The sequence below is a fragment of the Algoriphagus sp. SE2 genome, from assembly GCF_039563885.1.
Classification (GTDB): domain Bacteria; phylum Bacteroidota; class Bacteroidia; order Cytophagales; family Cyclobacteriaceae; genus Algoriphagus.
In genome coordinates this window covers 277,337-298,404 of sequence record NZ_JBCLWJ010000004.1, presented here as the reverse complement: position 1 = coordinate 298,404, position 21,068 = coordinate 277,337, and the positions used below count along the sequence as shown (strand labels likewise).

Here is a 21,068-nt window from a genome sequence, read left to right as displayed (position 1 = left end):
TGTAAGATCCGTAGCAAAGATTTATGGATCAACATTAGTAGGATTCGGTGCCATTATAGCAATTCCTTATGGACTATTTTGGTGCTTCAGTTTTAAGTGATTCTGGATGGTCTTTTGCCGCTGCTTTCCCTATTTCGTAATCATAGGTATTCCTATAATTTATGGATTACTTGGATTCATATTTGGGGTACTTTTTGCCAGGGTTTATAATATAGTCGCCAAGAAAACCGGGGGATTAGAAATAGAACTTAGCGAACCTAATAATTTGCAAGCCGACTAATAAAAAAGGCTGCCCATTGGCAGCCCTTTCATTTATTAATTGAAGATTTTAAAATTAAACTTCTTCAGTAGCATATTCTTCAACAGGAATACAGCTACATACCAAGTTTCTATCCCCATATGCAGAATCAATTCTTCTAACTGTTGGCCAGAACTTATTCTCCTTAACATTTGCATTTGGGAAAACAGCCTTCTCTCTGGAATATGGTAAATTCCATTCTCCTGTGAGAACCATAGTTGCGGTATGAGGCGCATTTTTCAACACGTTATTCATTCTATCAGCAATTCCATCCTCAATCTCCTTGATCTCGGCTCTGATAGAAATCAAAGCTTCACAAAATTTATCTAACTCAGCTTTTGTCTCCGATTCAGTTGGCTCGATCATCAACGTACCGGCAACTGGGAAAGAAACAGTAGGTGCATGAAATCCATAATCCATCAATCGCTTAGCTATATCTTCAACTTCTACCCCTACTTCTTTAAAGCCTCTACAATCCACAATCATTTCATGTGCTGCCCTTCCTTTTGTTCCTGTATAAAGAATTGGGTAATGCCCGCTCAAACGCTCTTTGATATAATTCGCATTTAAAATGGCCATTTTAGTTGCATTGGTCAATCCATCTCCACCCATCATAGCGATGTAAGCATAAGAAATTGGTAAAATACTAGCACTACCATAAGGAGCGGCAGAAATGGAAGAAACAGAATTCTCTCCACCGGTCTTCACTAAAGGATTTCCAGGAAGGAATGGAACCAAATGACTTGCAACACATATCGGTCCCATGCCTGGACCTCCTCCGCCGTGAGGAATACAGAATGTCTTATGTAAATTTAAATGACAAACGTCTGCTCCAATATTTCCAGGACTTGTCAATCCAACTTGAGCATTCATATTTGCACCATCCATGTATACAAGACCTCCGTATTGATGGATTGTGTCACAAATTTCTTTGATAGCTTCCTCAAATACGCCATGTGTGGATGGATAGGTTACCATCAAACTTGCTAGGTCATTTGCATGGGCAGAAGCCTTAGCTTTTAGATCCTCAAGATCAATGTTTCCTTTTTCATCACATTTCACCAAAACAACTTTCATACCTGCCATAACAGCGGAAGCCGGGTTGGTTCCGTGAGCAGATGTAGGAATCAAAGCAATATTTCTATGTGATTCTCCTCTGTCTTGATGATAAGCTCTGATTACCATTAAACCAGCGAATTCTCCTTGGGCGCCAGAATTTGGTTGCAAAGAAGTTCCTGCAAATCCAGTAATCTCTGAAAGCCATCTTTCTAGGTTTGCAAACAACTCCTGATATCCAGCAGTCTGATCCATTGGTGAAAAAGGATGCATTTGGCCGAATTCAGGCCATGTGACTGGAATCATCTCCGCAGTTGCGTTTAACTTCATGGTACAAGAACCCAATGAAATCATTGAATGAACCAAAGATAAATCCTTATTCTCCAACCGCTTGATATAGCGAAGCATTTCATGTTCTGAATGAAAGCTATTAAAAACAGGATGGGTCAAGTATTCGGTCTTTCTTTCTAAAGCAGCTGGTAAGGTAAGTTCTAAACTTTCTACATTTCCTGTCAATGAAACAGGATCTTTTCCTGCAGTAGTAGCAAAAACATTAATAATTTCCTTAACATCCTGAAGAGATTTCGTCTCGTCAAATGCTATAAAAACAACATCTTTTGCATATCTGAAATTCATTCCTGCACCTACAGCCATTGCTGAGAAATGAGCTTGATCGTGAGAACTTAATGTTACTTTTATAGTATCAAAAAATTCACCTTCCCCTACTTCAAAACCTAGTTCCTTTAGGCAGTTTGCAGTCAACTTAGCTAGACCGTGAGTCCTTAAAGCTATATTTTTCAAACCCTTTGGCCCATGATATACGGCATAGAAGCTTGACATTACAGCTAACAAAACCTGTGCTGTACAGATATTTGAGGTTGCTTTTTCTCTTTTGATATGTTGCTCTCGAGTTTGAAGAGCCATTCTATAAGCTTTATTTCCAGCCCTATCTAGTGATACTCCGATAATCCGTCCAGGGATCTGTCTTTTAAATTCCTCTTTTGTAGCAAAGAAAGCTGCATGAGGGCCTCCATAACCCATTGGCACCCCAAATCTTTGGGCAGTACCTACAACCACATCTGCCCCCATTTCCCCTGGAGGGGTCAAAATAGTTAATGCTAATAAATCTGCAGCAAAAGCAGTATGAACTTTATTTTCCCTTGCGGCAGCAACTATAGCACTATAATCTCTAACCAATCCATCGGAATCAGGATATTGGAAAAGCACCCCAAATAGTTCCGGGTCTGTTACATCTAATTCTTCAACAGAACCATAAACAATCTCAATCCCTATCGGCTCTGCTCTTGTTTCTAAAACAGCTTTTGTCTGGGGGAAAACTTTCTCATCAACAAAAAACTTAGTCGCTGTCTTTTTTTCTCGAGCTTTCACAGAGAATAACATTCCCATTGCTTCAGCAGCTGCAGTTCCTTCGTCTAGCAAAGATGCATTTGCTAACTCCATTCCGGTCAATTCCATAACCACTGTTTGGAAGTTGATCAAAGCCTCTAATCTTCCTTGAGCGATTTCAGCTTGATAAGGAGTATAGGCAGTATACCATCCTGGATTTTCAAGGACATTCCTTAAAATCACGTTTGGTACAAATGTGTCATAGTACCCTAAACCTATAAAGGATTTGAGGACCTTATTTTTGGAAGCCAATTTTTTGAATTCAACCAAGAAATCTGTTTCTAATTGAGATGCCGGTAAATTAAGTGGGCCTTCCAATTGAATGGATTTAGGAACAGTTTGATCGATTAATTCTTCAAGAGAAGAAGCTCCGATAGTTTCTAACATTTCGGCTATTTCCACATCAGTGGGGCCGTTATGTCTGTTTTCGAATTTTACTGCGTTTGAAAGGTTGATCTTCATAAAGAACGTCGGGAAGAATGAATATTTGGGTTAAAACATGCCCTTGTTTTTTAAAGTGCAAAGGTACAATATATTGAGGGATAAAGCTTTTTAGATTCTCAATATTTTAACATGGATTTAACTCTTATTTACAGAAGGTTGTTTGAAGGGTCAAAAAATTATCTAGTTTTGGAGCGAAAAACTGCGAAACTCCTGAATTGAATAAAAATTAACCTTTCAAAGGGAGAGATCGTTACTATTTCCGAATCTTTTAAATAAATAAAAAAGTTATAATCAAGATGAATAAAAGCTTGTTTTTGACTGGTGCTATTGCCTTTGGGCTCTCAATGCCCTTAATGGCTCAAACACCAGATCCGGTGAAATACGCTAATACTATAACTGTTGCTGATCTCACCAAAAATCTAACTTACCTTGCTTCTGATGAGATGAAAGGTAGGGATACGGGTTCTGAGGAACAAAAAATTGCTGCAGAATACATTTCTAATTTCTACAAGAACTTGGGATTAACGGGCCCAGTAAATGGAAGTTATCTACAACAGGTTGAGTTGGTAAGTAGCTCTTTTGACGAGGTCAGTCTGAAAGTCGGTAAAAACAAACTTGTCAACAATGAAGACTTTGTATTTACTGGAGATGGGGACATGAAAAAAGCAGCCAAATCTGAGCTGGTGTTTCTTGGTTTAGTCTCAGATGAAAACCTAGCTAAGGTAGATGTTACAGATAAATTGGTTGGAATCTGGGCTGTTGGTCAAAGATCCAATGACTTGGTCTCAAAAGTAATGGATGCCGGTGCTGCAGGCATAGTGATCGTTTCTATGGAAGGTCAAGCGAATTTTGACAGAATTGCAAATCGTTATAAATCACTAGCAGGCAGAGGCAGAATTGGGTTTCCTAAAGAAACGGAACAAAGACCGATATTTATGGTGAGCTCAGAGAAAATGGGAGAACTTTTCAATACTCCTGTAGAAGAGCTTAAAGAAGCTGCAAAAGCTAATCCTGAATCAATCAAACCTCAAAAGGCTTCTTACCAAATTGAAAAAAATATTAAACCAGTAGAATCTTCAAACATACTGGCCTTTTTGGAAGGGACTGACAAGAAAGATGAGATCGTAGTTATTTCTTCACATTATGATCACGTGGGTGTTAGCAGCACAGGAGAAATATTCAATGGAGCTGATGATGATGGTTCAGGAACTGTTTCTGTTATGGAAATTGCAGAGGCATTTGCCACTGCTGCCAAGGATGGACACAAACCACGAAGATCAATTTTGTTTTTGAATGTAACCGGTGAAGAAAAAGGACTTTTAGGTTCTGAATATTATTCTGACCACCCAATTTTCCCATTAGAAAATACTGTTGTAAATTTTAATGTTGATATGGTTGGAAGAATAGATTATGAGTACCAAGATGCTGAAAACAAAGACTTTGTTTATGTAATTGGTTCCGAGATGCTATCTACGGATTTAAAAAAGATCTTAGAATACAATAATATCACCTATTCAAATCTTATCCTGGATTATAGATATGATGCAGAAGATGATCCAAACAGATTCTATTACAGATCGGATCATTACAACTTTGCAAAGCATAATATTCCAATTGCTTTCTTCTTTAATGGAGTTCACGATGATTATCACCAAGTTACTGACACAGTGGATAAAATCGAATTCCCATTGATGGAAAAAAGAGCTAGACTTATTTTCTATACAGCTTGGGACGTAGCAAACAGAGAAAAGAGACTTCCCGTGGACGGAACAAATACTAGAGGATCCAGATAAAAGTAAAAGCCCCGATAATTCGGGGCTTTTACTTTTATCTACCTTTATTCTTTTGATTTTTCGTTTTCAATTGATTTCGATTGGTCTTCGCCTTCGAATTTTTATTTCCTCTCTTCTTTTCTTCTTTGGCCTTTTCAGTAAACGGATTGGCTTTTTTAGGAGCTTTCTTCTCATGAAAAGCACCTTTATAGTCCGGATCATCTCTTTGTTTTAAGCGATCCAGTTCCCGTGCATAAGCTTGCTTTTCTTCGAAGGGTGTGTCAGGAATTTCTACATCATCGGGAATTGGCAACTCCCCAACTTTCATTCTAATAATCTCTTCTATTCTCTCAAAATGGTAGGTCTCCGCGGGATTTACAAATGTGATAGCCTTCCCTTCTTGCTCTGCACGTCCCGTCCTTCCGATTCTGTGTACATAGTCCTCATAAATCAAGGGGACATCAAAGTTGATCACATGGGAAACCATACTGACATCCAATCCTCTAGAAGCAACATCTGTAGCAACTAAAATCCGCACATCACCTCCTTTAAAATCCTCCATGGAGTTAATTCGGGTATTTTGCCCTTTGTTTGCATGAATTACTCGAATTTCCCCAAAATGCCTTTTATCTAAAAAGTGAAATACTTCTTCTGCATTTTTCCGAGATCTTGTAAAAATTATAGCCCTATTGACGGCCTCTTCCTCCAGCAGTTTGGCTAAAAGATTAATCTTTGTTTTGATATTGGGAACCAAATATTTCACCTGTCCGATAGTTTCAGCAGTCGTGGCTTGTGGTGTCACCTCTACGCGCTCCGGAAACTCCAGAAACTCATAAGCAAGTTTTTCTATTCTACCACCAAAAGTCGCCGAGAAGAGTAAATTTTGCCTCTTCACTGGGATGACTTCCAAGATCGATCTGATCTGAGGCATGAACCCCATATCCATCATTTTATCTGCCTCATCTAATACCATGGTTTTAATATCCTTGGTATAGATTTCATTCTTTCTGTACAAATCAATAAATCTACCCGGAGTAGAAATAATAATATCAACCCCGGCTTTAATATTTTCTATTTGGGTTTTTGGTCCAAGTCCACCATACAAACACACAATTCTTAAGTCAGTATAGGTTGCCAATTGCCTGACCACTTCCTCAATTTGCATAACCAATTCTCTGGTAGGGGCTAGAATCAAAGCCCTGCAATGCATTCCTTGAGCATATTTCACTTTCATTAAGATAGGTAAAACGTAGGCTGCAGTTTTTCCGGTTCCTGTTTGCGCTATCCCCAAAACATCATGGCCTGCAAGGGCAAGAGGAATAGATTTCTCCTGAATTGGGGTGGGGTGAGTATATCCAGCCTCAGCTATCGCATCCAATAATTGGCGATTTAACTTAAATGCTTCAAATTCTAAGGCCTCATTGCTCATGATTCGTTAATTTTAGTGTATAATTTGAAAATGAATCTGATAGAATCGATGAAAAGTATTTTAATCACCGGCGCAAATATAGTCAATGAAGGCCGGATAAGCCCGAGCGATGTTTTAGTAAAGAATGGAAGAATCGCTAAAATAGGTTCAGACCTGAGTTCTGAAATTGCAGATATCCATCTTGATGCCAAAGGAAAATATTTACTTCCTGGCTTGATTGATGATCAAGTGCATTTTAGAGAACCTGGCTTGACCCACAAAGCTGAAATATATACCGAAGCAAAAGCAGGCGTGGCAGGAGGAACTACCACCTACATGGAAATGCCCAATACCGTCCCTCAAGCTGTCACGATTGATTTGTTGGAGCAGAAATATAAAAGAGCATCGGAGGTATCTTTAGCCAATTATTCCTTTTTCTTCGGTGCGACAAATGACAATTTAGATGAGATTCTAAAAGTAGATCCCAAAACAGTCTGTGGAGTCAAAGTATTTCAGGGATCGTCTACGGGAAACATGTTGGTAGACAACCCACAAGTGTTAGAGAAGATATTTAAAGAATGTAAAATATTGATAGCCATTCACAGCGAAAATGATGACATCATTAAAGCGAACCTGGCATCTTTCAAAGAAATTTATGGCGATGATATCCCAGTAAAATTTCATCCAAAGATTAGATCTGAAGAAGCTTGCTATGATGCATCAAGCAGAGCTGTAGCTATGGCCAAGAAATATGGAACCAAACTTCATATTCTTCATATCAGTACTGCTAAAGAATTAGAACTTTTTGATAATTCTATTCCATTGGAGAAGAAAAGAATTACTTCGGAGGCATGCATCCATCATTTATGGTTTTCGGAAGAAGATTATGAGAAAAAAGGGAATTTAATAAAATGGAATCCAGCAGTAAAAACTGCGCATGATCGTGAAGAAATTTTCAAAGCAGTTTTAGATGATAGAATTGATGTGATAGCAACAGATCATGCACCTCATACCTTAGAGGAAAAGTCTCAGCCTTACACCAAAGCTCCTTCCGGCGGACCGCTAAATCAGCACAGCTTAGTAGCGATGTTGGATTTCTATCACCAGGGAAAGATAAGTCTGGAAATGATCGTTCAGAAAATGTGTCATAACCTTGCTATTTTATTTGAGATTAAGGAAAGAGGGTATATTAGGGAAGGTTATTTCGCAGATCTTGTCCTTGTGGATTTAAATTCTCCTTGGACTGTAAAAAAAGAGAATATTTTGTCAAAATGCGGTTGGTCACCATTTGAAGGGCATACTTTCAAGTCAAAGGTTACACATACGATCGTTTCTGGACATTTAGCGTACGAAGAAGGAACATTCCATGAGGAGAAAAAAGGCGAAAGATTGAGTTTTTTAAGAAATTATTAAGCCTGACCTTGCGTCGGATGTCCCTAATAATTACTTTTGCAAACCGTTTGGGAAAGAAGAACTCAAATGATTAAATGGTGATTGTAGCTCAGCTGGTTAGAGCGCTGGTTTGTGGCACCAGAGGTCGCCGGTTCGAACCCGGTCTTTCACCCAAAACCCCTCTTTATGAGGGGTTTTGTTGTTTAAAAAAGCCTTGTTTGGCATAACATTTGTCGAACTGAGCCTAAACTAAACCAATTTGCGATGTTTACTTTGTTCCAATCTTATCCTAAATTCCCGATAGTGAAGCGCATCAATGTAAGGATGACTAAAAACTACATTTCAAAATTTGAAGAGTCACTAAAAAATTTCGAGGAATTCCAAAAAGAGGGTTTTCAATCATAATTTTTTTTAAAGGTTATGGCTTCATAATCTTTTTTTTATCCATATTATTTTTCTTGTGGATGCAAAACTCTATTTTTAAATCCATTCAATAATTTATTTATGAGTTACATCCATTTTGACAAAACCCAGCTGATTAATTTAAATTATTCTCTGGACAGGGAGATTATCAGAACTAATAGATCTGGAACTTATACCAGTACAACGATTATTGGGTGTAACACAAGGAAGTATCATGGATTATTAGTTGTTCCTCAGCCGCAAATTGATTCCCAAAATCATGTCATGCTGTCTACCGTTCATGAAACGGTGATTCAGCATGGAGCCAGTTTTAATTTGGGAATTAGCAAGTTCCCTGGAAATTATTCCCCTAGAGGGCATAAGTATCTTGAAGATTTTGATTCAGAACCAATACCAAAACTCACCTATCGAGTTGGAGGAGTTTTACTCCAAAAAGAATTGATATTGGATACTAATCGAGACCGTGTTATGATCCGATATACCCTCTTGGATGCACATTCACCCACTAAAATCCGGGTAGCACCATTTTTAGCCTTCAGACCTTACCATAATTTAATGAAGGCAAACACTTTCATAAATAAAAAGTTTGGAAAAGCACCAAATGGAGTAAAATTTCAGCTTTATGAGAAGTACGACCCGTTGTTCATGCAACTTTCTAAAAAAGGCGAATTTGTGCCTGCTCCAGATTGGTATTACAATGTAGAATACATACAAGAGAGGGAAAGAGGGTATGATTACCAAGAAGATTTGTATGTTCCGGGTTACTTTGAATTTGACATAAAGAAAGGTGAATCCGTCATTCTTTCTGCTGGCCTAACAGAAGCGGACCCTAAAACCAGAGAATCCGCATTTAAGAAAGAGATAGCCAGACGTATTCCAAGAAATAACTTTGAAAATTGTTTGAAAAATTCTGCTGGTCAATTTATCCGAAAAAGAGATGGCGATACCAGAATAATTGCCGGTTACCCTTGGTTTGGCTGGTGGGGAAGAGACACCTTCGTGGCAGCTCCAGGACTAACATTGACCATGGGAGACAAAGAAACTTTTTTAGAAATTATGGAGACCATGTCAAAAGATCTTCATGGGCCATTATTTCCAAATGTCGGAAGTGGAGTCATTACAAACATGAATTCCATTGACGCTCCTTTGTGGTACTTCTGGTCACTACAGCAATATGTTGCCTATACAAAAGATAGCAAAACCATCAAGAATAAATTCCTGGATAAGATGAAGGGAATTATAGATGGATATATTCAAGGAACAGATTTCAATATCAAAGTTTTAGAAAATGGCCTAGTCTACGGGGGTGAAGAAGGAAAAGCTCTGACCTGGATGGATGCTGTCACTCCTGAGGGACCAGTTACTCCCCGGATCGGGTGCCCTGTTGAAATTCAGGCCTTATGGTATAATGCGCTTTGTTTTTATCATGAGCTTACTGGAGACGAAGAAATCAAAGCCCTTTCAGAAAAAACAAAGGAATCTTTCGAAAAAGAATTTTGGTCCGAAGAACACGGTTATCTTGCCGATGTAGTAAATGGAGAGGAAAAGGATTGGGCTGTAAGACCAAATATGGTATTTGCCACCTCGCTACCTTACACCATGCTCAATGAAAGTCAAAAAGACCTAATATTGGAAATGGTTAAATCTAAACTTCTAACGACTAGAGGGTTAAGATCGCTATCTCCTGATGATTATGCCTATAAGGGATATTATTTTGGTGATCAAATCAGTAGAGATCAGGCATATCATAATGGAACTGTTTGGACTTGGCCTTTAGGTCATTTTGTCGAGGGTTATATTAAATTACATGGTAAGTCAGCCTCTAATTTTATAAGTAAAATTATTAAAGGTTTTGATGGAGTAATGACGCAGTATGGAGTTGGAACTGTTGCAGAGTTATATGATGGGGATCCCCCACATAGACCGAAAGGTGCTATCTCACAAGCATGGAGTGTAGCAGAGTTGCTTCGAATGATGGATTTGGTCAAAAAGATTTAAATAGCTTTTTATGAAAGTATTGATGTTTGGGTGGGAATTCCCACCACATATTTCTGGAGGACTTGGAACAGCTTGTTATGGCTTAGTCAAAGGCTTGACCCATCATAAACAGGATATCATTTTTGTGGTCCCTAAACTTTGGGGAGATGAGGAACCTATGGCTGATTTTGTAAATGCCAGCGATATATCGATAGATTATAGGGAAAAGAAATTTAAATCCATCTGGAAAAATCTCACTTACCTCGAAGTAAGTAGTTTTTTAGTTCCCTATCTAGGCCCTGAAGAATATCAGAAATTTACTGATTATGCTATTCATGACCGGACTGATGTAGATGAAAGTATCTTTACAACAAAGTATGAGTTCAGCGGAAAGTATGGTAAAAATCTAATGGAAGAAGTTTCAAGATATGCTTTAACAGGTGCTCAGATAGCACGAGACCGAAGCGATTTTGAAATTATTCATGCACATGATTGGCTCTCCTTTCCAGCGGGTATTGCTGCAAAAGAAATTAGTGGAAAACCACTAGTTGCCCATGTTCATGCAACGGAGTATGATAGATCAGGGGAAAGCGTAAACCAGGTAGTCTATGATATCGAAAGAGCCGGAATGCATGCTGCAGATCATGTTTTGGCGGTAAGCCAACTGACAAAAAACACGATTGTTAAAAAGTACGGTGTTCCTGCCAGTAAAGTAACTGTATTACATAATGCTGTATTAGATGCCAGTATAATAAAATCTACTTATGAGAAGAAAGTACCTGAAAAAATCGTCACTTTTTTAGGCAGGATAACTTTCCAGAAAGGACCTGAATATTTTGTAGAAGCGGCTAAAAAGGTGATTGAAAAAGATCCGAATGTCCGATTTGTAATGGCTGGTTCAGGAGATTTATTAAATAGAATGATAGACCGTGTTGCTGAATTAAGAATTGCTACTAAATTCAATTTTACAGGATTCCTTAAAGGCGATGATGTAGATCATATGTATGCGATTTCTGATGTATATGTAATGCCTTCAGTCTCCGAACCATTCGGAATATCTCCTCTTGAGGCAGTACGGCACAATACCCCGGTAATTATTTCCAAGCAATCGGGGGTAGCAGAAGTATTAATGAATGCTATAAAAGTAGACTTTTGGGATATTGATGCAATGGCAGACGCAATTTTTGCATTATTACACTACAAAGGTATTTCTCAAATGTTTAAAGAGCTTGGAAGTCAAGAACTTAAGAAACTTAAATGGGAACATGTGGCCGCCAAGCTTGTTACCGTATATGAAAAAACTTTATCCCAAAAATCATGAGAACTATTTGCTTTTACTTTCAAGTTCATCAACCTTTCCGCTTAAAACCTTATCGTTTTTTTGATATTGGAGAGGATCATCACTATTGGGACGATTTTAGCAATCGAAGTATTATGCGTAAGGTAGCACAGAAGTGTTACTTGCCCATGAATGCGTTGCTCCTTGATCTCATCAATAAATATGACGGGGGTTTCAAAGTAACCTTTTCCATTTCAGGGACCTTTATGGATCAAATGCAAGCTTATGCCCCTGATGTGCTGGAAAGTTTTCAGAAACTCGTAGCGACAGGTCATGTAGAATTATTAAATGAAACTTATTCGCACTCTTTAGCCTCACTTAAAAGTAAAGATGAGTTTAAAGACCTTGTTCATAAACATCAGGCAAAAATCAAGGAACTTTTTAATGGATACACTCCAAAAGTATTTCGAAATACAGAGTTGATCTATTCTGATCAAATTGGTGCTATGGTTGCTGAAATGGGATATGATGCAATGCTCACTGAAGGGGCTAAGCATATTTTGGGATGGAAAAGCCCCAATTATGTTTATGTGAATAGTATTGAGCCAAAGCTAAAGGTACTATTAAAGAACTTCCAATTGAGTGATGATATTGCTTTCAGATTTGGCAATAAGTCTTGGGATGATTATCCATTAACTACCGATAAGTTCATAAAGTGGATTAATGCCATTCCAAAAGAGGAAGAAACTCTAAACTTATTCATGGATTATGAGACCTTTGGCGAGCACCAATGGGCTGAGACTGGAATTTTTGATTTTATGAAACATCTTCCGGAAGCGGTTTTCAAAAGAACAAATTTCGGGTTTTCCACTCCTTCAGAGATTGCATCAAAAATCCCTCCTGTTGGAAAAATCCATGTTCCTATTCCTATTTCATGGGCTGATGAAGAGAGAGATTTGACAGCTTGGCTCGGTAATGATTTGCAAGATGAAGCGTTCGATCGGTTATATGATCTTGAAAAATTGGTCAATACGATTGAAGATGAAGAAATTCAAAGGGATTGGAGATATCTCCAAACCTCGGATCATTTTTATTACATGTGTACCAAGTTCTTTTCTGATGGGGATATTCACTCTTACTTTAGCCCATATGATTCCCCATACGATGCATTTATCAATTATATGAATGTACTTAGCGATTTTATGATTCGCTTAAAAGAAAAATCAAGTGCTGTAGAGGCTTAAAAATAAAATATCAGTAAGAAAAAGACCGAAACCCTCGGTCTTTTTTAGTTTATAGTAAGTCCAATTAACTTTGCTAATTATCCCTCCTCTAAAGTGATGACTGACATCAACTTAAAATTAGTAGCTTCAGTTTGAGCCCCGGGTAACCAATAAATATTATTAAAAATCTTTTGCTAATGGATTTACTAAATCCCCAAATCAGGTCTATTAGCTTCCTTGGTTGGTTTTGTAGCCGGTCCAATGGAGCTCTGCGTTTTTTTAATTAATAGCTCTCCGATTCGTTCGGAAAGTCCCGGCTCTTTACGTCCTTGATATAATTTGCAAATGCTTCTAACATCACAGTTTGTAAATCTGCATATTGCCTTAAAAATCGTGGCTTAAACTCTTGGGTAATCCCCAATAAATCATGAACTACTAAAACCTGGCCATCTACCTCCCCTCCAGCTCCAATTCCTATAACAGGAATAGAAACGGATTCTGCTACTTTTTTAGCTAAAGAGGCTGGTATTTTTTCTAAGACTATTGCAAAACACCCACACTCTTCCAGAATTTTTGCATCTTCAAGAAGCTTCAAAGCTTCAGATTCCTCTTTGGCACGAACACTATAAGTTCCGAATTTATAAATAGATTGAGGTGTAAGACCTAAATGCCCCATAACAGGTACCCCGGCGCTTAAAATTCTTACCACAGACTCTTTAATTTCGGCTCCTCCTTCTACTTTGATGGCATGAGCTCCAGATTCTTTCATTATCCGAATAGCAGATCTTAAGGCTTCAGAACTATTTCCTTGATAGGACCCAAACGGAATATCCACCACAACAAAAGCTCTTTTGACAGCTCTTAGTACTGAGGACGCGTGATAGATCATTTGATCTAATGTTATTGGCAAAGTTGTTTCATGACCAGCCATCACATTGGATGCAGAATCACCAACTAAAATGATATCTATCCCAGCCTCATCGACAATTTTTGCCATAGAATAATCATAGGCAGTAAGCATGGATATTTTTTCACCCCGATTCTTCATTTCTTGGAGAATATGAGTGGTAATTCTTTTGATGTTTGCTGAAGAGTGAACCGACATGATTTAGTTTAAATGGACAGAATATTCATCCCCTGAAAAATCCACTTTGATGTGCTCATTCAATGTGGTAGAAAGTTCATACCCTGTATAATCAGGTTTTAGGGGAAATCGACCATGGCTTCTGTTTACCAAGACTGCGATTTCCATTTTAAATAATTCTTTATCAAGAAACGGCTTCATTGCATAGGCAAGTGTTTTCCCTGTATTTAAAACATCATCTACCAAAATCAGAGTTTTCCCCGCCAACTCAACTTCATGCGAAAGCTCGATTTCTTCTGAAATCAAATCGGTTTTATCCAATTTGACTTCCAATTCTTCCACCTTTAAAGGAGATATTTTTTTTAGCTCTTTAACAAGCAAATCCGCTAGAATGGTGCCCATTCCAGAAATTCCAGCAAAAACAACTCCTGCAGAATTGAGATTTCTTTCATAAATCTCATAAGCCATCCGTGTTATTTTTTTCTTGATCTGTTGGTGATTGAGTACTTCGCTCATGTGAATTAGTTGAATAATGAAAATTAGGCCAATTCTCTAAGGTTTCAAAATAAAGATAGGGTTAACGGTAGGAATCCTCTTCATTCAAAATATTGAGATAACTCTGATATCTATAGGGATGAATATATCCTTCTTCTACTTTTTTCTTAATTACACAGCCTGGCTCATTGATATGCTGGCAATTGTTGTATTTACATTCTCCTAGGTACTTTCTCATTTCCGGAAAGTAATGGGAAAGTTCAAAGTCTTCAATATCCAAAATCCCAAACTCTTTTATACCAGGCGTATCTATTAAATCACCCCCACCTTCTAATGGAAAGAGTTCAGCGAAAGTTGTCGTATGAACTCCCTTTGCACTAAAGCCTGAAATTTCTTTTGTACTTTGAGAAGCGTTGGGCACGAGTTTGTTCAGGAGAGTAGATTTCCCAACTCCAGAATGTCCTGCAATTAAAGTTGATTTGTTTTGAAGGAAGGGACGAAATTTTTCAAAAAGTTTGGCATCATTTAAAGCAGAAATTTCCAGAACCTTATATCCCAAGGGTTCATAAATCTCGTGAATATCCAATAGCCAATCTTCAGCATCTTCACCTGATAACAAATCTGATTTATTAACCACCAAAATAGCGGGGATCCTGAAACTCTCCGTGCTCACCAGAAATCGATCAATAAACCCAAGAGAAGTTCTTGGCTGTTTCATGGTAATCACAAGCATCGCCTGATCGACATTGCTGGCAATGATATGAGAAAAATGCTGCTTTCTGGTTGATTTTCGAATGACATAATTTTCCCTGGGATGAATAGCAGATATTACCGCTGTTTCTTGATTATCTTCCTTCGCCAAAGTCACCCAGTCCCCTACAGCAATGGGGTTAGTCAATTTCAAATCTTCTTGTTTGAATTTCCCCTTCAATCTAGCCGATATAAACTCAGATCCAACTTTGACCACATACCAGCTCCCAGTTGATTTTATAACTCTACCTTCCATTTAATGGATAATTTAATAATACCTTATGGACTATTTTTTTTGCTGCTCCCAGATTAGATTCTACCCAATTTTTGGCACCTAATTTTGATTCAAAATAGAATTTTTCATCTCTCAATTTTTTGAATATCAATTGTAATTCTTCCAAATCCTTTACAGAAAACCCGCAATTTTCCTTCACACTTTGGGCTGCTTCTGGAAATTTGGATGAGTTTTTTAGGGTTCCAAAAATTACAGGAACTTCAAAGCCCAAGGGCTCTAAAATATTATGCAGCCCCTTTCCAAAGGCTCCTCCAACATACGCTAAAGTCCCATATTGATATAAAGAAGAAAGCATACCAATATTGTCTATAAAAAGAATTTTATTTCCCTCGAAATTCTTACTCTCTGAGTACCGGATAGAATCAGCTTCGATTGCCTCCTGCCAAATCCTCATTGGCTCAGGATTTAAGTCATGAGGAGCGATGATCCATAAAAAATCTTGATTTTGATTGATCAAAGGAATTAAAAGCTGCATATCTTCCTCCCACACCGATCCTAAAACCACAACCTTTTGATTTTCAACCCATTTTTCAATTTCAGGAAATTTTTTGGGTGCCAAAGCTGTCTCATGAACTCTATCAAATCTAGTATCCCCGGCTAAAACTCCATTTTTAAATCCAATGCTTTCTAAAAGCCTTACACTTTCAAGGTTTTGGGTGAAAATTTCATCCATCTGAAGTAAGATGTTTCTGAAAAAACCATTTGACTTGAAATATCTTTGGTCAGATCTAAAAGATGCAGAAAATAGAATCATTGGAATACCTTTTTCTTTCAATGCTAAAATATGATGATACCAAAGATCGTATTTCACAAAAAACACCAGTGTTGGATCCATGATTTTCACGAATTCAAAAGCCCAAGATTTTCTATCTAAAGGAATGTAACTTATAAAATCTACATGTTCTTGAGCCTTGCGGGTGGCAATGTCATAACCTGATGGACTAAAAAAACTAATCAGGACCAAGATTGAAGGTCTTTTAAGTTTTAATTCTGCTATTACTGGCTTTGCCTGTTCGTATTCACCAAGGGATGCGACGTGAAACCAAACTAAATCGCTGGAGTTTTTAGACCTAAATTCCTTGAGTTTATTGAGAAGACCTTTTCTTCCTTTCAAAAAATGGTTGATCTTTACACTGAAAATGCCCGCAATAGGCAATACTGCAGTTATCAGTGCGATAGCTATTCTATACAGCAAATTCATTTGTCAAAAGTAGCTAATCAATGGGACTTCTAAACCATATCTTTCAAGAGGCTTGAATCAAAAATAAATTTGATTGATTTTAAAATAGAAATAAAAAATAAAAACTGACACGTGCATTTATTCTCAAAAATAGCTACTTTCAAAAAGAGTCTATTTTTTGAAATAATTGGTTTGGAGTTAAATTGGTATGATTAAAGTTTTATTTGTTTGTTTAGGTAACATCTGTCGGTCTCCTTTGGCAGAAGCAATTTTTAATGCAAAAGTAAAAGAATCGAATCTTCTTTCATCTTTTAAATCGGATAGTGCGGGCACTTCAGACTTTCATATTGGAGAACTTCCTGATGAAAGAACAATTTTTACTGGCAAAAAGTATAACCTTGAAATGAATCATAGAGGTAGACAGGTAAACAGAACTGATTTTAGAGATTTTGACTATATCATTGCTATGGATGATAACAATCTTAGAAACCTCAATAACATGAAAACCCGATATGGTTTTCCTGATAAGGAAATATTCCTCATGAGAGATTTCGTTCCAGGATCTGAAGGATTATCTGTTCCAGATCCATATTATGGTGGAGATGAAGGGTTTGAAGAGATCTACAAAATCTTGGATGTTGCGCTGGATAATTTTCTCACGAAAGTGAAAGAGACTCATCAACTATATGTATGATCTCAATGAAATCTACGAAAAAGTACTATTCCAAAGCCTAGGACCTCAGGTAAAATTAAAATCTGCCTCTTTGGTAGCTGCAGGCAACCATAATCAAGGTATACGCATTGAAGCCTCAGTTGGAGATTTCTTCCTCAAGCTTAATTTTGATCATGAGAAGGATATTTTATTAAAGGAGTCCGAAGGGTTAGATTACCTTCGAAAAAATACTTTCCTTCAGATACCTGAGACTTTTGGGTGTGGGAGAGTCGGTGATTACAATTTTTTACTTTCGGAATTTATCCCTTCTGGAAGGTATCAACTTGATTATTGGGAAACTTTAGGCTTTGGTTTAGCTGATCTTCACTTAAAAACAAATAGCCTTTTTGGGTTGAAAGAGGATAATTATATAGCCTCTTTAGTTCAAAAAAATCTTCAGACAAATAATTGGATTGACTTTTATATAGAACAAAGACTGGAACCACTTCTAGGCAAGGCATATTTTGATAGATTGATACCACTTGATTTTTTAAAAAAATTCCAATCTATTTATCAAGTAATTGAATCGATCATCCCTCCCGAGAAACCATCCCTCTTGCATGGGGATTTATGGTCCGGAAATGTACTATGCAATCCTGAAGGCCAACCTTGTCTCATTGATCCTGCCGTTTATTTTGGTCATAGAGAAATGGATTTAGCATTCAGTAGATTATTTGGCGGGTTTGATTCTCGTTTCTATCAATCTTATGAATCAATCATTCCCCTTGAACCCGGTTTTGAAGCAAGAATGGGTATTTATAACCTGTATCCTTTACTTGTTCACCTAAATTTATTTGGAACAGCGTATCTACCAGGTATCGAAAGAATCATTCACCGCTATGTTAGGTAATCATGGATATCATTATCAGATTAGCTACAGAAAAAGATCTCAATGCAATTCTGGAGATCAATAATTATGAAATTCTTCACTCAACCATCAATTACGATTACAGTCCTAAAACCATTGCATTTCAGAAAAATTGGTTTCGGGAAAAAACTGAAAAAGGTTTGCCCGTAATCGTGCTTTCAGTTGATAAACAAGTGTTGGGATTTGCAACCTATGGAACTTTCAGGCCTAAGCCTGCATACCAGTACACTATAGAACATTCTATTTATTTACACCAACATGCAAGGGGAAAAGGATTCGGTAAACAACTAATGATAGAACTTATTCGCCTCGCAAAAAAGAATGGCTATCATTTAATGGTCGGAGGAATAGACTCTAATAATCTAGATAGTCTTGAATTCCATAAAAGACTTGGTTTTCAAGAAATTGGCAGATTTAAAGAGGTAGGAAGGAAATTTGACAAATGGCTAGACCTAATTTTTGTCCAGCTTTCTTTAGACTAAGAATATTTTTAAACCAAACTAACTTTCTTCCCTGATTTAACTGCCTCATAAATAGCATCTATTATGACCATATCCTTTAATCCTTCTTCTCCGTCAACCGGAACCAATGGTTTTTTTCCATCCAATATAATTGCCGCCATCTCATCCATTTGTGTTGTTTGATGAGTTACATGAGGATTTGTAAGAGGCCCCTTGTGTGTCCTTCCTTCAATTGGGCCATATCCGGTGGATGGTTGCATTTCTGCAAAACCTTTCAAACCATTAAGGAAAAATTTATCCAAATTATTCATGCTGTAGGTTGATAAACAAGAGGCAACTGCTCCTCCTGGAAATCCAAATTGAAACTGAATAGTCTCATCAACTCCTTCCTTAAATTTTTCAGGATTATTTTTTGTCTCTTGGGCAGTAACCCATATTGGCTCCTCTCCTATCATATACCTGGCTCCATTGATAGAATAAATCCCAATATCCATCATTGCTCCACCACCTGAAAGCTCATAATTCAATCTCCATTGGTTTGGATCTCCAATAATAAACCCACTGAGTCCCTGAAAAAATAGGACCTTTCCAAAATCACCATTCATTCGCATTTTGACAACTTCTTGGGTTTTAGCTTCAAAGTGCATTCGATAGCCAATCAATAATTTTACACCCGCAGCCTTACATGCATCAACCATGATTTTTCCATCTTTTGCATTGACTGCCATAGGTTTTTCACAAATCACGTGTTTTCCAGCTTTTGCCACTCCCAATGTATGATTCTTATGTAAACCATTAGGGGTGATCACATAGACCGCATCAATATCTGGATTGTCTTTAATTTGGTGATAGGTCTCATAATTATAACAGTTTTTTGAAGGGATATTATATTCTTTTTGCCATGCTTCGATTTTCGATGGAGTGCCACTGATAACACCTACTAATTTTGCACGCTTGCAGTCTTTCATCGCCTTTGCTACCCTTGTACCATAACTACCTAGCCCCATTATGGCAACTCTGAGTGGTTTTTCATCTTGTCTTTCATTAAAAATCTCTTGACTCATGGCTGTTAGGGGGTTAAATGGCGTTAGATTAAGAGCTAATGCAGAAAGGCCTGCTTTTTGGAGAAAAAGTCTTCTTGTTTTCATAGGTGGGTTTGTTTTGCGTTTTTTAGCAACACTTAAAATACAGAAAATCCTTGAAAAGCTTCCTTTATAATTTAATTATGAGAGCTTTTCGAGCTTTTTCCTCTTCTTACTATCTGCACTGTATTTCTTGTGCTTTGTTCTAACAATATCTCAAATCCCTCCAATTGAGATGAAAGTGATTCTTTTCCTGGGTGGATTATTGTAAGTAATTCTAAGCCTTCATTATATCTGATTTCAAACTCACTCCTTAATCTTTCAAGTAATTTTTTGAAGTTAAAGGGCTGAATATCCATCACCAAAGAAATACTTATTGCTGAAATCTGAAGCATGTTTACCCGTAGTTTTAATCTACGGAGTTCATCATATACCCTATGAATATGGTTTTCTTCAATGAAAGTGAAGTCGGTTACTTTAAAACTAACTAGTACTTGATTCTCTTTTAGGACGAATGTTGGTATAGGGGTGAAAGAATCTATTGAGCAAATTTTTGTTCCTGACAAATCCGGATGCAAAAATGATTTAACGAACAAAGGAATTCCTTCATTCGCTAAAGGTTTTATGGTTTTCGGGTGGATAACAGATGCCCCATAATATGTCATTTCGGCTGCTTGCTTATAATCCAACTCATTAAATAATACAGTTTCAGAAAATCTTTTAGGATCAGCATTCAATACTCCCGGTACATCCTTCCAGATTGTTACGGAAGAGGCATTCAAACAAGTACCAAGAATGGCAGCTGTGAAATCTGAACCTTCTCTACCTAAAGTCGTGGTCTTCCCAGATTCATTCCCACCAATAAACCCTTGGGTCACAACTGGGAATTTCTCCAATCGAGGTTTCAAATCCGATTGACAATTCTTTTTTGTCTTTTCCCAATCGATCTTAGCGAAACGGTAATCATTATTAGTGGTAATTATTTCTCTAGCATCTTGCCACAACACGATGAGCCCTTCCAAACAAAGGAACTCCATTACAATCTTTGATGAAATCAATTCCCCAAAACTCACTATGTCATCATAAAATTCATCATAGTTTTCGCTGGAAAGTTCGCCTTCAAGTTTCTTTTCCAATAAAATGAACTGATTTTCTAAAACAGGAAAAATTCGATGGTTTTTAGGAAATAATGCTTTACAAATATCAATATGATAAGATTTAAAAATATCACAACTCAAAGAATAATCAGTTTTCTCAAGTTTCAGATTAAGAATCACCTCCAGTAAATTAGTCATCTTCCCCATAGCTGAAACCACGATTACAACATTTCTACGCAATCGATTACGGAGAATATTAGCCATATTTTTTAATGCATCGGCATCTTTTACAGAAGCTCCACCAAATTTGAAAATAATCGTTTTTGTCATAAAATATTATTCTTAATTTTCAAGAAACTAAATCC

The 21,068-nt window shown here is 37.3% G+C and carries 16 protein-coding genes and 1 tRNA gene; 9 read left to right on the top strand and 8 right to left on the bottom strand.

From position 1 onward, the window contains the following. Window positions 1-334: 334 nt before the first annotated feature. Complete coding sequence (gene gcvP, locus AAGF08_RS07280; protein WP_343510488.1) at window positions 335-3,223, bottom strand: aminomethyl-transferring glycine dehydrogenase; 2,889 nt, start codon at window positions 3,221-3,223, stop codon at window positions 335-337. Between the two features lie 278 nt (window positions 3,224-3,501). Between gcvP and AAGF08_RS07275 the strand changes: the two genes are divergently transcribed. Continuing rightward, the gene (locus tag AAGF08_RS07275; protein ID WP_343510487.1) at window positions 3,502-4,998 is read left to right on the top strand and encodes a M28 family peptidase; all 1,497 of its coding nucleotides are present in this window, start codon (window positions 3,502-3,504) and stop codon (window positions 4,996-4,998) included. Between the two features lie 34 nt (window positions 4,999-5,032). Here AAGF08_RS07275 and AAGF08_RS07270 read toward each other — a convergent pair whose 3' ends face one another. Continuing rightward, on the bottom strand, window positions 5,033-6,406 hold the full coding sequence (locus AAGF08_RS07270; RefSeq protein ID WP_343510486.1) for a DEAD/DEAH box helicase: 1,374 nt from the start codon (window positions 6,404-6,406) through the stop codon (window positions 5,033-5,035). A 48-nt stretch (window positions 6,407-6,454) separates the two neighbouring features. Here AAGF08_RS07270 and AAGF08_RS07265 point away from each other — a divergent pair, with 48 nt between their 5' ends. From AAGF08_RS07265 to AAGF08_RS07245, 5 genes are all read left to right on the top strand, one after another. Continuing rightward, window positions 6,455-7,798 carry a dihydroorotase gene (locus tag AAGF08_RS07265; protein WP_343510485.1) on the top strand — a complete coding sequence of 448 codons (1,344 nt, stop codon included), beginning with the start codon at window positions 6,455-6,457 and terminating at the stop codon, window positions 7,796-7,798. A 76-nt stretch (window positions 7,799-7,874) separates the two neighbouring features. Next, window positions 7,875-7,950, top strand: a tRNA-His gene (locus AAGF08_RS07260). 331 nt (window positions 7,951-8,281) lie between these two features. Continuing rightward, window positions 8,282-10,198 (top strand): amylo-alpha-1,6-glucosidase, encoded by a 1,917-nt coding sequence (locus tag AAGF08_RS07255; protein ID WP_343510484.1) that lies wholly within the window; start codon window positions 8,282-8,284, stop codon window positions 10,196-10,198. Between the two features lie 10 nt (window positions 10,199-10,208). After that, window positions 10,209-11,498: a glycosyltransferase family 4 protein gene (locus tag AAGF08_RS07250; RefSeq protein WP_343510483.1), complete on the top strand. Its 1,290-nt coding sequence runs from the start codon at window positions 10,209-10,211 to the stop codon at window positions 11,496-11,498. Next, entirely contained in the window at window positions 11,495-12,700 is a 1,206-nt protein-coding gene (locus AAGF08_RS07245; RefSeq protein ID WP_343510482.1) for a glycoside hydrolase family 57 protein, read from the top strand. Before AAGF08_RS07250 ends, AAGF08_RS07245 begins: the two co-directional genes overlap by 4 nt. 262 nt (window positions 12,701-12,962) lie before the next feature. Here the strand turns inward: AAGF08_RS07245 and panB are convergent, their stop codons facing one another. The 4 genes from panB to AAGF08_RS07225 form a co-directional block, all read right to left on the bottom strand. After that, window positions 12,963-13,784 carry a 3-methyl-2-oxobutanoate hydroxymethyltransferase gene (panB, locus tag AAGF08_RS07240; RefSeq protein WP_343510481.1) on the bottom strand — a complete coding sequence of 274 codons (822 nt, stop codon included), beginning with the start codon at window positions 13,782-13,784 and terminating at the stop codon, window positions 12,963-12,965. A 3-nt stretch (window positions 13,785-13,787) separates the two neighbouring features. After that, a complete protein-coding gene (locus tag AAGF08_RS07235) occupies window positions 13,788-14,279 on the bottom strand; it encodes a phosphoribosyltransferase family protein (protein ID WP_343510480.1) in 492 nt (163 codons plus the stop codon). A 61-nt stretch (window positions 14,280-14,340) separates the two neighbouring features. Further along, the gene (gene rsgA / locus AAGF08_RS07230; RefSeq protein WP_343510479.1) at window positions 14,341-15,264 is read right to left on the bottom strand and encodes a ribosome small subunit-dependent GTPase A; all 924 of its coding nucleotides are present in this window, start codon (window positions 15,262-15,264) and stop codon (window positions 14,341-14,343) included. Continuing rightward, window positions 15,254-16,504, bottom strand: a complete 1,251-nt coding sequence (locus tag AAGF08_RS07225; RefSeq protein ID WP_343510478.1) for a glycosyltransferase N-terminal domain-containing protein — start codon at window positions 16,502-16,504, stop codon at window positions 15,254-15,256. The genes rsgA and AAGF08_RS07225 overlap by 11 nt, the downstream gene beginning before the upstream one ends. A gap of 187 nt (window positions 16,505-16,691) precedes the next feature. On the opposite strand from AAGF08_RS07225, the gene AAGF08_RS07220 reads away from it, so the two are divergent. Genes AAGF08_RS07220 through AAGF08_RS07210 form a run of 3 tightly spaced genes read left to right on the top strand, consistent with a single transcriptional unit; the run spans window position 16,692 to window position 18,545 of the window. Then, on the top strand, window positions 16,692-17,177 hold the full coding sequence (locus AAGF08_RS07220; RefSeq protein WP_343510477.1) for a low molecular weight protein-tyrosine-phosphatase: 486 nt from the start codon (window positions 16,692-16,694) through the stop codon (window positions 17,175-17,177). Continuing rightward, the gene (locus AAGF08_RS07215) at window positions 17,170-18,045 is read left to right on the top strand and encodes a fructosamine kinase family protein (protein WP_343510476.1); all 876 of its coding nucleotides are present in this window, start codon (window positions 17,170-17,172) and stop codon (window positions 18,043-18,045) included. Before AAGF08_RS07220 ends, AAGF08_RS07215 begins: the two co-directional genes overlap by 8 nt. A gap of 2 nt (window positions 18,046-18,047) precedes the next feature. After that, window positions 18,048-18,545, top strand: coding sequence for an N-acetyltransferase family protein (locus tag AAGF08_RS07210; RefSeq protein ID WP_343510475.1), 498 nt, complete (start codon window positions 18,048-18,050; stop codon window positions 18,543-18,545). A gap of 8 nt (window positions 18,546-18,553) precedes the next feature. Here AAGF08_RS07210 and AAGF08_RS07205 read toward each other — a convergent pair whose 3' ends face one another. Both AAGF08_RS07205 and AAGF08_RS07200 read right to left on the bottom strand, forming a co-directional pair. After that, window positions 18,554-19,672 carry a Gfo/Idh/MocA family oxidoreductase gene (locus AAGF08_RS07205; protein WP_343510474.1) on the bottom strand — a complete coding sequence of 373 codons (1,119 nt, stop codon included), beginning with the start codon at window positions 19,670-19,672 and terminating at the stop codon, window positions 18,554-18,556. 71 nt (window positions 19,673-19,743) lie between these two features. After that, window positions 19,744-21,033: an aspartate kinase gene (locus AAGF08_RS07200; protein ID WP_343510473.1), complete on the bottom strand. Its 1,290-nt coding sequence runs from the start codon at window positions 21,031-21,033 to the stop codon at window positions 19,744-19,746. Window positions 21,034-21,068: the final 35 nt, after the last annotated feature.